Source organism: Paenibacillus sp. FSL F4-0125, assembly GCF_038008565.1.
GTDB lineage: Bacteria > Bacillota > Bacilli > Paenibacillales > Paenibacillaceae > Paenibacillus_AQ.
Genome location: NZ_JBBOZJ010000001.1, coordinates 4,933,662 through 4,945,648, shown reverse-complemented (window position 1 = coordinate 4,945,648; position 11,987 = coordinate 4,933,662). Strand labels below are relative to the sequence as shown.

Genomic DNA, 11,987 nt, shown 5'->3' with positions numbered 1-11,987 from the left:
ATCTGGTCACATTATGTTCCTGAGAAAATTTTGTTAGCCATATAGATCAAGGGTTAGGATCTAAAAAACGCGATTGTCTTAGTAGCCATAATCCTGACTGCTGAGACAATCGCGTCTTTATAATAGAAGTTCCCCCTTTACGGGAGACGCTCCTCAATATGTTTATATGTATATTTTGGATCAGAACCTTTTACAGGAGCCATGCTGTATTGATAAATCAGATCCTTCTCTTTTCTATAAAAGTATCTTGCGTTAGGTTCATCTGCAAAGATAACCGTTGTGCTTACATAAGAATTATTTTTGTTCGTTTCTTCATTAATTTCCTCCATTTAGATAAAATGTATATATTATAAGATAATACATTAGTTTACACATTAGAAGGGAGGAAAAAAGATGACGCAGCAAGAGGAAAAAATACAGGAGTTGGAGCGACGTATTAAGGTACTAGAAAATCATTCAAGTCCAAAACTGCCAGGGCTAAGAGTCTTATGGTTTATTATTTGGGGGTTCGTGGGCATATTCCTCATTCTAACTCTTATTGGTGTGATTCAGTTTGTATCCGCATAATAGAGAGCTTTACTATTACAAATAAGGCAGCAAATTTCCCGCCGATAGTTAAACCCGCGTAGGTAAAGAATTGCCTGGGTATACTATACTTGCTGCCTTTTTATTATGAACTTACACAAATCATCTTCAGTCGTCTTTGGGTTCTTGCAATAAAATGGAGAAGGTCCCCGTTTCATGATCCACTTCAATCGACTCGATCCCAACAAAATCCGGAATTTCGGGGTGTACTGCATCTACGTTATAATCTGGATGAGTCATCAATAATTCAATTACTTTAATGGCTTCCATATCGATCCCCCTTGCGAGAAATTCCACCATAATTAATGGTCCTTCATTGCAACTAGCCTTATTATCTCCGCAGTCATTATTGAATATGTGTTAATCGTTCTTCGTTTCTTCCCATCACGGCCAATAATTGCCCCTGAAAAACACGTCTTTGAATTTGATCAATCCGCTGTAAAGCCAGCTCGCTTGGCACTTGAAATTCTGCTGCAAGATAGCTAATGGCTTCCTCTCGTTGTTCTGGCAACTTCAAACGGGAGATCATGGAGTAGGGCATAGCTGCATAAAGAATAAAACGCTCGGATTCATCCTCCTGTGCCCGCGTAAAATGTTCTGGCATCAATATATGATTGGTACCATGGCGGAGCAGGTGACAGAGCTCGTGGAGAAACTCTAGCCGCTGCAGGCTAGCTGGAAGCCGGTTGTCGATAAACATGGTGTACATCCCCGCTGATGCTTCGATACTCTTGCTTCTTACATCCAAATAATGAACCCAAATATTAAGCCGTTCTGCAATATAGGCAATCGATATTTGCGAAGGCTGAGTAAGGTTTAGACGTTTGTATAAATCTTCCGTCCACTTCTCCAGTGCAGTCATTTGATAATAGGATTTCATGTTATCCACATCATTCACCTCATTCAGAATCAATTATAGGATCGTATGTTCGCATAAATGAACAAAAGAAAAGCCCGAAGGCTATGTAAAGTAAAAAAATATAAGGACACATAAGAACGAGTGTTCTTGTGTGTCCTTAGCATAATGCAATTAAACACTAATATCAAGTGTTTTTCCTAAATTCGGAGCAACGCTTTTGCCCAGCATTTCCACCATCGTTTGACTCTGGGTTTCAGCCTGATTTTTGGCTATATTCATGACCTGTATCCCCACATTCTGAGCTAAGGATGCTTGACTCATTGCCATTGATAATGCAGCTATATCCATATTGCACCTCCTTCGTGTATATCCTGTATATCGACTCTGTCCATTTAATTCATTAGGTGTTCGGCATTTTGTTTGCCAATTCGCCCAAACGGCTTATCTCCTTTTTACATATCTTGTGCTGTAGTCATTAATCATTAGGAGGAATTAAAAATGGGAATGGAACATTGTGGTTGTAACGTAGGTCCTGTAGTAAGCCCAGCAAACGTAGGTCCGGTGTGTAGTCCTTTTACTTCAACGGGAGCTATTCTGGTACTCTTCATCTTGCTGGTTATCATCACTAAAGCTTGCTTATTCTAAGCTAGCTGATGCACATTGTAGCCCCATCCGGTATATACCGGATGGGGCTATTCTTTTGGAGCATTGTTTCCGAAGCTTGTTATTTGAACATAAATTCTACGCGGGTTCCATCCGCATAATCTTCTAGCTGATTACCAACCCAGCTTCCTGCCCCGCGATTATCTTTTGGCGTTATGTATTCAATGTCGGCCCCTTCGCCGCCTTCATCACACATGGCCATGGGCCATTCGTCGCGGTCGTAGCCTTTTTTGGTAGGGATCCCTTTTAAGGATTCTTTGCGGTTCTCTTCAGCCTGCTCACGGTTAATGGTACATGTGGCAGACTCCCCTTTGGCAATCGCATCCTGAATATGCTTGGCGGTCTCAGGATAACGATCTGATGGGAAGATGAGCTGAACAACTTCTGAATCGGATGTGGACGAGGGGGCTGCCGGGTCTCCGTTCTGTTCATACCAGTAACCGCCGAAAGCGAGTAACACAACAATGATGAGACTGGTGAGTAATTTCTGTATTTTCAAATCTGCTCCTCCTTTTTTGGAACTTAAAATAGTATATCTTATATCATAATGCAGTGCGATTTAATATACTTAGGAAAAATAAGAGGAGGACGGAATTGGATATGGAGTATTTAATTACGATTGAGGATCAGACGCTTATAGCCTCTGCTGAAGATATTATTACTAGACGTTATGAATGGGAAAGACACCATGTTGGAGCGGCGCTCCGTACGAAGACGGGGGAGATCTTTACAGCGGTACATGTAGAAGCTAGCATGGGGCGGATTACAGTCTGTGCAGAAGCGATGGTGATTGGAAAAGCGATATCCGAAGGCTACAAGGAATTTGATACGATTGTTGCCGTAAGACATTCTGATCCGGATAGCGGGGAAAGAGAGATTAAAGTAGTCTCTCCCTGCGGGATGTGCCGTGAGTTAATTGCTGATTACGGGAAGGATTGCAAAGTTATTGTATCCGAGGAAGGCCGGTTAGCCAAATATGATATTACCGAATTACTACCGCTGAGATATACGAGGTAGTTTGGAATAAAGGAGCCAATAGGCTCCTTTTTTTATTGAGCCGTGAATTTATTCAGCAGTTCCTTACACTGTCCTAAATTAATTTACAGCTTCATGTCCATTCGCTGAGTTCATGTCACTATTGTCCCCATACTATAACTTAAAAAAGTTAAAAGGATGTGAGAGTGGATGGAACAGCGCAACCTTCGAAATATGGTTGATTCGGCATCGAGGTTTGTGAACGATGTTCAGTGGCAAATAGCATATCGTAAATTGCAAATGACTCCGGCAGATTCGGAAACGGTAACCTCTGCTCAGAAATTGTTGAATACCCTTTATTTTTTGCAAGGAAAAGGATGGATTAGTGGACAACATGATTATTTGGAGAGCGCGGATGAGTTCAATGAGAAGCTGAAAAATACTAGCGGGCAATACGCCGCCCTTCATGGCTATGAGCTGGGAGCAATCAATAATCAAACGGCGGCGCTAATAGACAATCAGCGGGATTGGGTTGTTAGCAGTGCTATTCGTTGGTATAAAGCCGGTGGAATCGTAACGATTAGTTATCACGCCCAGTTGCCAGGGACAGCGCCGGCTTGGACTAATGTATCTACGAGCATAAGCAACGCTGATTTTGACAAATATATAACTCCGGGTACGACTCAGTATAACGCACTGATCGCTGAGCTGGATAAGATAGCCCTGTCTTTAAAAAAACTTAATGATGCAGGCGTTCCCGTGCTCTGGCGGCCGTATCATGAAATGAATGGTGGATGGTTCTGGTGGGGGCAGAAGAGCAATTACGTAGAACTCTGGAACCTTATGTTTGACCGTTTTACCAGCTATCATAAGCTGCATAATTTATTGTGGGTATGGAGCCCAAACGCCAAAAATCAATGGTGTGATGAGCCTGCGGAATACTATCCGAGCGGTGACAAAGTAGATGTGCTGGCGCTAGACATCTATGACGGCGATTTCAAGGGAAGTCACTATGATAGTCTATGGGATCTTGGACGAGGAAAGCTGATCGCGATTGGAGAGAACGGAGAGCTTCCTTCTCCTACACTACTGGCTAAATCGCAGCCGAAATGGTCTTATCAAATGACCTGGGGCAAGCTTCTTTATGAGAAAAACACCGATGCGGTGATTAGAGCCTTTATGAACGACAGCTTTGTATTCACACGAGATGAATATGCTGCTGAGGCAGCGATTGTGGCTGCTAAGGGAGATAGTGTGCTGCAAAGCGGGCTATGGGGGCAATATTACAATAATATGACCCTTAGCGGGACTCCTGTGTTGACGCGAACTGATGCGAACATCCAATTTTCATGGAAACAGGGTTCACCCGATCCAGCCATTCTTGTCGATGCTTTCTCTATACGTTGGAGCGGTAAGCTGACGGCAGCTAATAGTGAGACTTATACCATTTACTCCTCCTCTGATGACGGGGTACGGGTGTGGATTGATGGAGGGTTAATCATTGACAGTTGGGTGAAGCAGAGTGGACAGGAGCGAAAAGGTAGTGTGAATCTGATTGCAGGCAAGCTGCACGAAGTAAAAGTGGAATACTATGAGAATGAGGGGGACGCGCGGATTGTATTGCAATGGGAAAGCCCTAGCCAGCCAAAGGGGATTATTCCAGCAAGTGCGTTCTATCTTCCATAAAAAATATCTGCTTTGAGCGTCGAAGCGTAAGCACAAAAAAAGCCCCGGATTTCGGGGCTTTTTTTAACTTAAAAACAAACTTAGATTTGTTCGCGGTAGCTAATGTTGTTGGCGATCTTCTCGTCTCGAACGGCTTTGCGCAGAACATCTTTGACGGTTTGGGCATCATGGATTTTTCGGAAAAGAAGCTGAGGCGCTGAGGCATCATCAGAAAATACAGTTAATGAACCAATGCCAAGCATCCGGTCCATAATAGATTGTGCTACGGATAAATCGCGTACGCGCAGTAATTCAATTTCTTCGACATTTTTACCGATAAGTCCGGTCTTTACCATAATGCGCTGGCTTGTAATGGTGTACGTAGTCGTGTTTAGGCGTACGATTCCTTTGAGGCGATCCGAGATGCTAGCCGGTTTACCTTTCCAGAGTACGACTTCTTGAGTAGCGTTTAGATTTGCTGATGGACGCCGGGCGGTCACTGGAGCGGTGCCGTCAATGCTAGATCCACATTCTCCACAAAATTTCACGCCCTGCTTATATTCTGAACCGCAGGTTGTGCAATAAGGCATACAAACTCTCCTTCCCTAATTACAATTGAAATAATTATAACATAATAGTCATTTTACATAAATTTCATTTGCACTTTACACAAAGCGACATTATTCTGTTAAGTGGAGGGATAAATAAATGAAAAAAGTGTTACTAATAGGAACGCTAATGTTGACTGTCATCCTTAGCGCCTGCAGCAATAATAATTCAACTTCATCGGCGCCTGCCTCAGAGGAAGAAGTGCAGGAGACCGTGCAAAACTTCTACAATGAAATGTCTAAACTTGAGGAATCAGGAAAATCATCTTTAGCGGAGTTCAACGAAGCCATCGCTGGTTATTCAGCAGGAGAGCTTTCGGACAAGCAGCTAGAGAAGAAGATTAACGAATTCCAGAAAACTGCAACAGACCTATCTAATCAGGCTGAAAAGGTGAAGATCTCTTCTAGCTTGCCTGAAGATATTCGTAAGCTGCTTGAGGAGTCCAAAATTGCTTTTCAAAGTGCTTATGCTCTAAAAGAACAAGCTTCTCAAGGTGCTGATTCCACAGAGGTCACTGCTGAGCAGTTCCAGGAATTGAATCAGAACGCTGATGTAGCGATGCTGTACGGCATATCCAAGCTTAATGAAGCAAGAGAAGCAACAGGGCTTATCGATGCCGATGGTCAGTCCACCACTGAGTCAGAGAACGTTAAAGAATAGATCGGAATGTAGACGCTGTATAGTTTAACTGTCAGCGTCTTTTTGCTGCGATTTTGAGCTTAAGTAGAGGTAACACGGCCAATCCAATAAATAAGCCAGCTACAATTCCTTTTGTAAGGTCTGAGAGTGTATTACTTTGATATACGAGGGGGTATATGCACAGGAATAACGCAGGGATTAGGATGAGAAGTGCAGTATTTTTTTTCAAGTGGAAAGCTCCTCTCGATCAGATATGTATTATTATACAACTTTTAGATAAAGAGGAAGATAGAAAAGTGGTATCTTTTTCCTGATTATTGATTATTCAGCGAAGGTATGGATATAATACAAACATACGTTCGTATATATAGGATAGTATAGATATTAGGGAGGGGTTACCATGGGCAAAAAGCTGGAGAAAAACGGACTGTGGGAAAGCAGTCGGATGATGCTGCCGGAGCACAAGGTAAGAATTATTAGGGATGAACGGGAGACGCTGCGCCGTATTAAGCCTATTCTGGATGAGCAGAAGCTGGAGGAAATCGAATGTACACTAGCCTTATCGTTACGAAGTCATGTGCGTGTGACTGTTGTGTTGTTTGATCCCTTTGAGAATACGACAATAAGTGGCTTTGTGACCTCCATTCACACCCACTCGCGTGAGTTTAAGCTGCAGTGGGCGGAGGAATGGAAGTGGATCAATGTGGATGACCTTGTTGAGGTTTACATCGTCTAATGCTAAGAATTGCTGCCTTCACTTTTTTCATAAGCAATTAGAGTCACGGTTGGGTTGCCGGTTAGATGTGCAATAGAAGCTTCGGCATTCCGAATAATTTCGAGTGCTTCATCCTGTTCGCTGAGTGCAGCAACTCTATAGCTATCGCTATGAATGTCCATATGTGTTCCCACCTTTCGCTAATATTTTGCCCTTTTTTGTGGAATTGATCCAAGGTGGAGAAGCCGTGAATAGCTACCTTTCAGGTTGGATCTCGGGGATACCGGGGTCTTTTTTAAAAATATAAGAAAGTTATGCACCTATCCTTTATGTCTTATATTTGTCGCTTAAACGCTTATCATCCTTCCTTACAGGGACGCTGAAGACGTTTATGCTTGTATGCTAAGGCAAGCAGGGGTATTAGTACAAGCGAATGGGGAGTCGGGATCATTGATTATAGCAAGGGGTGATTCTATGCTGACTTTGGAACAAGTAAGGGATAAATCGACGGCGCGTCTTGTTGGGCTTCATCCTGTTTTGGCAGCAGGAGCGAAGGCATTGATTCAGCAAAGCTATGCCAAAGGAGTGCCGATTGTGATTACCCAGGGATTACGCTCAATCGCAGAGCAAAATGCCTTGTATGCACAGGGGAGAAGTAAGCCGGGGCCAATAGTTACCAACGCCAAGGGTGGAACCAGCTATCACAATTATGGCCTTGCGTTTGATTTTGCGCTTTTGCTGCCGGACGGAAATAGTCTTTCCTGGGATATGAATCGTGATGGGGATAAAGATAAAATAGCGGACTGGCAAGAGGTGGTACAGGTGGGTAAACAGCTGGGGCTTGAATGGGGAGGAGACTGGACGTCTTTTAAAGATTATTCCCACTTGCAGATGACCTTCGGTTTAACCACAAGTCAACTTCGCGCAGGTAAACGTCCTACAACGGATCAGGTCAATGAAGCTTTAAAAAGAATTACTGGGGAGGATGATCAGGTGAACAAAGACGTTAAAGTAACGATAACCTTAAACGGCACTAAACTTACGGATGGTGTTCTTGATACCGGCGTAACATATGTACCCGTGCGTGCTCTGGCTGAGGCGCTTGGAGCAAAGGTTACGTATGATGCTGCGAGTAAGACGGTGAATGTAGTAAAAGAGTAGATCCATTTATGTATAGACAGTGCCATCCAAGGGGAAATTATCAGTGATCACTAACTATAAAGGGAGGCATACGTTGTGAACAAGCTGATAACAAGCCTTGCATGCGGTACTGTACTGTCACTGAGTATAATGGGAGCTAGTTACGCTAATCCAATCGGATCGGCGGCTTTAGGCGGTATCCCAAACGCGAATACTGGTATGGATGGTACCGTGAATAATACTCGGATGATGAATACGGAAGGCAATCTAATGAACGGCACCACGGGAACGATGAATCAGCATGAGAGCATTATGAAAGATAAGATTCGAACAGGGGAAAATTATAGACCTAACACCAATAACTACAATGAAAATTACACCCGGGATAACTACAACAGAAATACGGTAACTCCACTATCCAACACTACAACGGACGGTAGATATCGGGCAACCAGCACAACTACAAATACTGGGACTACCAGCAGAGGATCTAACTGGGGCTGGCTCGGATTGTTTGGACTTTTGGGCCTCGTCGGAATGAGAAGCAGAAGTGACGAACGCAGATAATCGCCATGCCTAATAACCCGTGTCGGCACACGCTGGAACGGGTTATTTTTAATGTGATAAATTATTTTTCAAAAAGGGATTGCGTGTTATCGAAATTCATGATATTATATTTCTTGTCGCGTTATACGTAAACATCGTATGAAGCTTCAACACATAATATGCCGGGGTGGCGGAACAGGCAGACGCACAGGACTTAAAATCCTGCGGTACGTGAGTACCGTACGGGTTCGACCCCCGTCCTCGGCACTAGAAGAACAAGGGTTTCAGCTCATTAGAGCTGGAACCCTTGTTTGTTTTTAAGATGGTTTGCTAACATTTTGCTAACGCCGCCTCTTTTTTGTGTAGATTCGAGGTTTCCGATACGCTCCGAGTGGTGTTTGTACTGACTCCATGTTGAGCGGTTCAGGTTCACTCTCTGCGTTCGAGGATTCTGTCACGTTCCATTCTCAGTCGCTGGATTTCTGCTCTGATGACTTCTTTACGACAAGATAAAGTATTCTTGTTGCTATGGTCCAAAGCAAGCTTTACGTGGATTCTGGCTATGACTAGCAGCGTGGAAGTGATTGCTGCATCATCTAAGATTGCCAAGCGGTGTACTTCATTGAGCGGCTTCATTTGCTTTTTTGGAAAATAGATCGTTGATCTTTTGTGCCGTATCTTTTTTAGTCTCCATATCAATGTGAGTATAAGTATTGGCAGTAATGCTAATTGTTGAATGTCCCAGCCAGACCTGAATTTCTTTCAGGCTCACGCCGTGTTTGATCAAGTAACTAGCTGTCGAGTGCCTGAGATCGTGGAATCTGATATGTGGTAATTCGTTCGTTGCGAGTATGTCCTTGAATTTGTGGTTCAAGTAATCCGACTTCATAGGGCTGCCATCAGGCCAGCAGCATACAAGACCACTATCGAAGAAATCTTTGCCGTATTGCTGTTTGTTTTTCTTCCGCTGTTTCTTTAGATGTAATAAGTAATCCTCGAGTTTTTCCATCAAAGGCAGAATGCGCTGGCTGCTCTCGCTTTTAGGTTTCTTTACGACAACTTCTTTACCGTACTTCACGCGAACTTCTCTAATTGAGATTGTCTTTTCTTCGAAGTTTATGCAATCCCACTTTAGACCAAGCACCTCGGAACGCCGAAGCCCATAATGAGCTGCTAGATATACTGCGGATTCTATCGGTGTACCCAAACAAACTTCAAATAGCCTTTCTAGCTGTTCGACAGTGTAGTAGCTGGCATTGAACTTTTCCTGCTTCGGAAGTACGATTCGATCAGCGGGATTAAATGGAATCAAGTTCATTCGCACTCCGAATTTCAATGCGCTCCTAATATTGGCGTGGTGTCTTCGTAACGTTTTAGCGGATAATCCTTTTGCGCCTGTCGTTGGATCGTCTTGATACTTTGTCTCGTAATATTTTTGCAGATGCATGGGTTGTAATTCTTGTAGCAGGATATCATTTTTACTCTTGAAGTAGGGGATGATGTGCTTTGTTACAATCATCTCATAACCTTCCCAAGTCGTTTCTTCAACTTCACTTTTAATAACGTTGTTAAGCCAATCCAGCATGAAGTCTGTGAATTTGAGTTTTCGCTGTGGTAAAACGAAGTTGTTATTATCTATCTTTGTAAGAGTTTCTCGTAAAACTTTCTCGGCATCCGTTTTTTTCTCACACTTGGTATTAATCCACTTTTGCTTTCGCTTACCGGACTCGTCCTTCGTTTCAACAATGATGTACCAGTATTTATTGCGTTTAAGTAAGCTACCCTTCATATACTTCGACCTCCAATGTTTTTTTGGAAAATGAAAAAGACAGGAGCGTAATTGCCCCTGTCTGTGAACTGCTATTTGATTACAAGTATTTAGAAAAGTCCATTTGAGCCTTGCTTAGAATATATTCTTTTACACTTAGTATTGGAATTCTATACGTATGTCCAATCTTAATAGATTTAATTTCACCAGATTTCAGTAGCCTATAGGCAGTGTTTCTGCCAATCAACAATATGTCTAAAAGCTCTTCGACGGTAATAACTTCTGGATAATTATTTAGCATCAAGCCAATCACCTCCTGTTCGTAGTAATAATATATATTTGTCAGTTTTGAGAGTGCGGTTCTGAGATCGTTATCCCGTACCTTATGTTATTTGTTCATGCCTGGCGTTGTTATTTGTCACCTTTCTTAGTTAGTGTCAGTGTGTCATGGACTTCAAAAAGATATCAAGTTATAGTGAAAATACGGATTCCCAAAAATCCCAAGTATCCCGGGATTCCCAAAAAGATTTGTGTATCTGTTGTTGCTGTAAAATGTACACGATAACATGCTTAGAGACCTAAATTTTATTCGATTATCTCAATGTAAGAGGAAAAATTATTATTTACTCATTACGACAAAAGGGTGACATTATGGTTAATGACGTAGGTATCCATTGCTCTGAAAAGTATGTGCAATATATTAATCGGAAAAAGAATGAGGAAGCATTCGAAAGAATCGAAGAAACCATGGCAGAGATGAATGCTATCTTCTCGGAAATGAGCGAGGATTTTCTTATTGAAAATCACAAGATGATGAAAGTAACGCGCAAAAGGATTAATCAAGCGAGGGACGAAATAGAGAATATAGATGAACCGGAGGAAAAGAAAAGTAGAGGACAAGGTACATTTATTTGCAACTTCTTTGTCGTTCCAACAAACCGTCTTCGTGTTTACGATTTGCAGAAGAAGACTACAGAAGTAGGGCTAAATGTTAAAATATACACTCGAATCAACAAAAAAGAATATAAGTGTATTGAACTTGACTTGCTTAACGAAACGTTAGCTAATTCGAAGTGGATCGATCCTAATTATCTTGATTATGATTTCTATCTTTACAAAGAAAACTTCTATCCTTATTTATTACGGGCTATTAGACTTGCTACTCGATTGCTGGAGGACGATGATGAAAAAGTCATATTCAATGATGAAATAGGATGGGTAGATAACTTTTTTGGAAGAAGCGAATCTGGTAAATTGCGCTATATCAAAGATGGGTTAATGCATATATGGCAAGAATCAGAAGATAAAAAAATAGAGATTGATCCGATAAAATTCAATGCAATTCTCTATTTAAAGGTCGTTCAAGGACTTATTGATAAATCTAAATTCCTTGCAATGGATGATAGCTCAAAGCTTAAAGAAGACTATATAGGATGGGAATCTGAAACCACATGGGCAATAAAATACAGTTTGCTTAAGCTTTATGTAGCAAATGAGCTGAAGAGAACAGGACAGAATTTCAAGATCGACCACAAACTTCGTGCATTCCTCTTTAAACAAGGAATACTATCCATTGAAGGGGATGTTGAAGGTCAATTTCGACCTGACACGAAATTTGGGAATGGCAACAAAAGAGCTTTTGTTTTGGATAAAATGCGAGTCCGTGAGTTTTTAGAGGAATACCAACATATCACAGAATGAAAATAAAAAGTACATGCCAGCGATACACTGCTGAAATGTACTTTTTTATTCTTTTTGTAACAGTACCTTGACTTAAATAATAATACCCCTCCGCCAACTAGATCTGTCATGTGGGCTTTAAG

19 protein-coding genes and 1 tRNA gene are annotated in these 11,987 nt (G+C 42.0%); 10 read left to right on the top strand and 10 right to left on the bottom strand.

Annotated features, from left to right (window positions below; all coding sequences use genetic code 11):
• Positions 1 to 137: 137 nt before the first annotated feature.
• Positions 138 to 329: a hypothetical protein gene (locus NST74_RS22040; RefSeq protein ID WP_341114454.1), complete on the bottom strand. Its 192-nt coding sequence runs from the start codon at positions 327 to 329 to the stop codon at positions 138 to 140.
• Positions 330 to 393: 64 nt separating this feature from the next.
• On the opposite strand from NST74_RS22040, the gene NST74_RS22035 reads away from it, so the two are divergent.
• Complete coding sequence (locus NST74_RS22035; protein ID WP_341114453.1) at positions 394 to 567, top strand: hypothetical protein; 174 nt, start codon at positions 394 to 396, stop codon at positions 565 to 567.
• A gap of 126 nt (positions 568 to 693) precedes the next feature.
• On the opposite strand, the gene NST74_RS22030 is transcribed toward NST74_RS22035, so the two are convergent.
• The 3 genes from NST74_RS22030 to NST74_RS22020 all read right to left on the bottom strand — a co-directional run bounded on the left by NST74_RS22030 (position 694) and on the right by NST74_RS22020 (position 1,792).
• On the bottom strand, positions 694 to 885 hold the full coding sequence (locus NST74_RS22030; RefSeq protein ID WP_341114452.1) for a hypothetical protein: 192 nt from the start codon (positions 883 to 885) through the stop codon (positions 694 to 696).
• 46 nt (positions 886 to 931) lie between these two features.
• On the bottom strand, positions 932 to 1,465 hold the full coding sequence (locus NST74_RS22025) for an ImmA/IrrE family metallo-endopeptidase (protein ID WP_339291430.1): 534 nt from the start codon (positions 1,463 to 1,465) through the stop codon (positions 932 to 934).
• Positions 1,466 to 1,615: 150 nt separating this feature from the next.
• Positions 1,616 to 1,792, bottom strand: a complete 177-nt coding sequence (locus NST74_RS22020) for a YjfB family protein (protein ID WP_076098563.1) — start codon at positions 1,790 to 1,792, stop codon at positions 1,616 to 1,618.
• A gap of 150 nt (positions 1,793 to 1,942) precedes the next feature.
• Between NST74_RS22020 and NST74_RS22015 the strand changes: the two genes are divergently transcribed.
• Positions 1,943 to 2,089: a hypothetical protein gene (locus NST74_RS22015; protein ID WP_156114850.1), complete on the top strand. Its 147-nt coding sequence runs from the start codon at positions 1,943 to 1,945 to the stop codon at positions 2,087 to 2,089.
• Positions 2,090 to 2,168: 79 nt separating this feature from the next.
• Here NST74_RS22015 and NST74_RS22010 read toward each other — a convergent pair whose 3' ends face one another.
• Positions 2,169 to 2,600, bottom strand: coding sequence for a NucA/NucB deoxyribonuclease domain-containing protein (locus NST74_RS22010; RefSeq protein WP_341115952.1), 432 nt, complete (start codon positions 2,598 to 2,600; stop codon positions 2,169 to 2,171).
• A 107-nt stretch (positions 2,601 to 2,707) separates the two neighbouring features.
• On the opposite strand from NST74_RS22010, the gene NST74_RS22005 reads away from it, so the two are divergent.
• Positions 2,708 to 3,124, top strand: coding sequence for a cytidine deaminase (locus NST74_RS22005; RefSeq protein WP_076117456.1), 417 nt, complete (start codon positions 2,708 to 2,710; stop codon positions 3,122 to 3,124).
• Positions 3,125 to 3,292: 168 nt separating this feature from the next.
• Positions 3,293 to 4,768 carry a glycosyl hydrolase gene (locus tag NST74_RS22000; RefSeq protein ID WP_341114450.1) on the top strand — a complete coding sequence of 492 codons (1,476 nt, stop codon included), beginning with the start codon at positions 3,293 to 3,295 and terminating at the stop codon, positions 4,766 to 4,768.
• 80 nt (positions 4,769 to 4,848) lie between these two features.
• Here NST74_RS22000 and NST74_RS21995 read toward each other — a convergent pair whose 3' ends face one another.
• A complete protein-coding gene (locus tag NST74_RS21995) occupies positions 4,849 to 5,337 on the bottom strand; it encodes a PH domain-containing protein (RefSeq protein WP_341114448.1) in 489 nt (162 codons plus the stop codon).
• Between the two features lie 118 nt (positions 5,338 to 5,455).
• On the opposite strand from NST74_RS21995, the gene NST74_RS21990 reads away from it, so the two are divergent.
• Complete coding sequence (locus tag NST74_RS21990) at positions 5,456 to 6,016, top strand: hypothetical protein (RefSeq protein ID WP_341114446.1); 561 nt, start codon at positions 5,456 to 5,458, stop codon at positions 6,014 to 6,016.
• Positions 6,017 to 6,395: 379 nt separating this feature from the next.
• Entirely contained in the window at positions 6,396 to 6,731 is a 336-nt protein-coding gene (locus NST74_RS21985) for a YolD-like family protein (protein ID WP_042130171.1), read from the top strand.
• Between the two features lie 2 nt (positions 6,732 to 6,733).
• On the opposite strand, the gene NST74_RS21980 is transcribed toward NST74_RS21985, so the two are convergent.
• On the bottom strand, positions 6,734 to 6,892 hold the full coding sequence (locus tag NST74_RS21980; RefSeq protein ID WP_339287630.1) for a hypothetical protein: 159 nt from the start codon (positions 6,890 to 6,892) through the stop codon (positions 6,734 to 6,736).
• Positions 6,893 to 7,160: 268 nt separating this feature from the next.
• Here NST74_RS21980 and NST74_RS21975 point away from each other — a divergent pair, with 268 nt between their 5' ends.
• The 3 genes from NST74_RS21975 to NST74_RS21965 all read left to right on the top strand — a co-directional run bounded on the left by NST74_RS21975 (position 7,161) and on the right by NST74_RS21965 (position 8,663).
• Positions 7,161 to 7,871 carry a M15 family metallopeptidase gene (locus NST74_RS21975; protein WP_445668150.1) on the top strand — a complete coding sequence of 237 codons (711 nt, stop codon included), beginning with the start codon at positions 7,161 to 7,163 and terminating at the stop codon, positions 7,869 to 7,871.
• Between the two features lie 75 nt (positions 7,872 to 7,946).
• Positions 7,947 to 8,417: a hypothetical protein gene (locus NST74_RS21970; RefSeq protein WP_341114443.1), complete on the top strand. Its 471-nt coding sequence runs from the start codon at positions 7,947 to 7,949 to the stop codon at positions 8,415 to 8,417.
• 160 nt (positions 8,418 to 8,577) lie between these two features.
• Positions 8,578 to 8,663 (top strand) — tRNA-Leu (locus NST74_RS21965).
• A gap of 162 nt (positions 8,664 to 8,825) precedes the next feature.
• Here the strand turns inward: NST74_RS21965 and NST74_RS21960 are convergent.
• The 3 genes from NST74_RS21960 to NST74_RS21950 all read right to left on the bottom strand — a co-directional run bounded on the left by NST74_RS21960 (position 8,826) and on the right by NST74_RS21950 (position 10,465).
• On the bottom strand, positions 8,826 to 9,032 hold the full coding sequence (locus tag NST74_RS21960; protein WP_341114442.1) for a hypothetical protein: 207 nt from the start codon (positions 9,030 to 9,032) through the stop codon (positions 8,826 to 8,828).
• The gene (locus NST74_RS21955; protein WP_341114441.1) at positions 9,016 to 10,185 is read right to left on the bottom strand and encodes a tyrosine-type recombinase/integrase; all 1,170 of its coding nucleotides are present in this window, start codon (positions 10,183 to 10,185) and stop codon (positions 9,016 to 9,018) included. Before NST74_RS21955 ends, NST74_RS21960 begins: the two co-directional genes overlap by 17 nt.
• A 79-nt stretch (positions 10,186 to 10,264) precedes the next feature.
• Positions 10,265 to 10,465 carry a helix-turn-helix domain-containing protein gene (locus tag NST74_RS21950; RefSeq protein WP_341115950.1) on the bottom strand — a complete coding sequence of 67 codons (201 nt, stop codon included), beginning with the start codon at positions 10,463 to 10,465 and terminating at the stop codon, positions 10,265 to 10,267.
• Positions 10,466 to 10,815: 350 nt separating this feature from the next.
• Here NST74_RS21950 and NST74_RS21945 point away from each other — a divergent pair, with 350 nt between their 5' ends.
• On the top strand, positions 10,816 to 11,865 hold the full coding sequence (locus NST74_RS21945; protein ID WP_341114439.1) for a hypothetical protein: 1,050 nt from the start codon (positions 10,816 to 10,818) through the stop codon (positions 11,863 to 11,865).
• The last annotated feature ends 122 nt before the right edge of the window (positions 11,866 to 11,987 follow it).

Coding starts and splice junctions, on each gene's coding strand:
- NST74_RS21950 (WP_341115950.1), bottom strand. CDS start 10,465: ATGCTAAATAATTATCCAGAAGTTATTACCGTCGAAGAGCTTTTAGAC.
- NST74_RS22005 (WP_076117456.1), top strand. CDS start 2,708: ATGGAGTATTTAATTACGATTGAGGATCAGACGCTTATAGCCTCTGCT.
- NST74_RS21945 (WP_341114439.1), top strand. CDS start 10,816: ATGGTTAATGACGTAGGTATCCATTGCTCTGAAAAGTATGTGCAATAT.
- NST74_RS22025 (WP_339291430.1), bottom strand. CDS start 1,465: ATGAAATCCTATTATCAAATGACTGCACTGGAGAAGTGGACGGAAGAT.
- NST74_RS21955 (WP_341114441.1), bottom strand. CDS start 10,185: ATGAAGGGTAGCTTACTTAAACGCAATAAATACTGGTACATCATTGTT.
- NST74_RS22030 (WP_341114452.1), bottom strand. CDS start 885: ATGGTGGAATTTCTCGCAAGGGGGATCGATATGGAAGCCATTAAAGTA.
- NST74_RS22000 (WP_341114450.1), top strand. CDS start 3,293: ATGGAACAGCGCAACCTTCGAAATATGGTTGATTCGGCATCGAGGTTT.
- NST74_RS21980 (WP_339287630.1), bottom strand. CDS start 6,892: ATGGACATTCATAGCGATAGCTATAGAGTTGCTGCACTCAGCGAACAG.
- NST74_RS22020 (WP_076098563.1), bottom strand. CDS start 1,792: ATGGATATAGCTGCATTATCAATGGCAATGAGTCAAGCATCCTTAGCT.
- NST74_RS21990 (WP_341114446.1), top strand. CDS start 5,456: ATGAAAAAAGTGTTACTAATAGGAACGCTAATGTTGACTGTCATCCTT.
- NST74_RS21960 (WP_341114442.1), bottom strand. CDS start 9,032: ATGAAGCCGCTCAATGAAGTACACCGCTTGGCAATCTTAGATGATGCA.
- NST74_RS22015 (WP_156114850.1), top strand. CDS start 1,943: ATGGGAATGGAACATTGTGGTTGTAACGTAGGTCCTGTAGTAAGCCCA.
- NST74_RS22035 (WP_341114453.1), top strand. CDS start 394: ATGACGCAGCAAGAGGAAAAAATACAGGAGTTGGAGCGACGTATTAAG.
- NST74_RS22040 (WP_341114454.1), bottom strand. CDS start 329: ATGGAGGAAATTAATGAAGAAACGAACAAAAATAATTCTTATGTAAGC.
- NST74_RS21985 (WP_042130171.1), top strand. CDS start 6,396: ATGGGCAAAAAGCTGGAGAAAAACGGACTGTGGGAAAGCAGTCGGATG.
- NST74_RS21995 (WP_341114448.1), bottom strand. CDS start 5,337: ATGCCTTATTGCACAACCTGCGGTTCAGAATATAAGCAGGGCGTGAAA.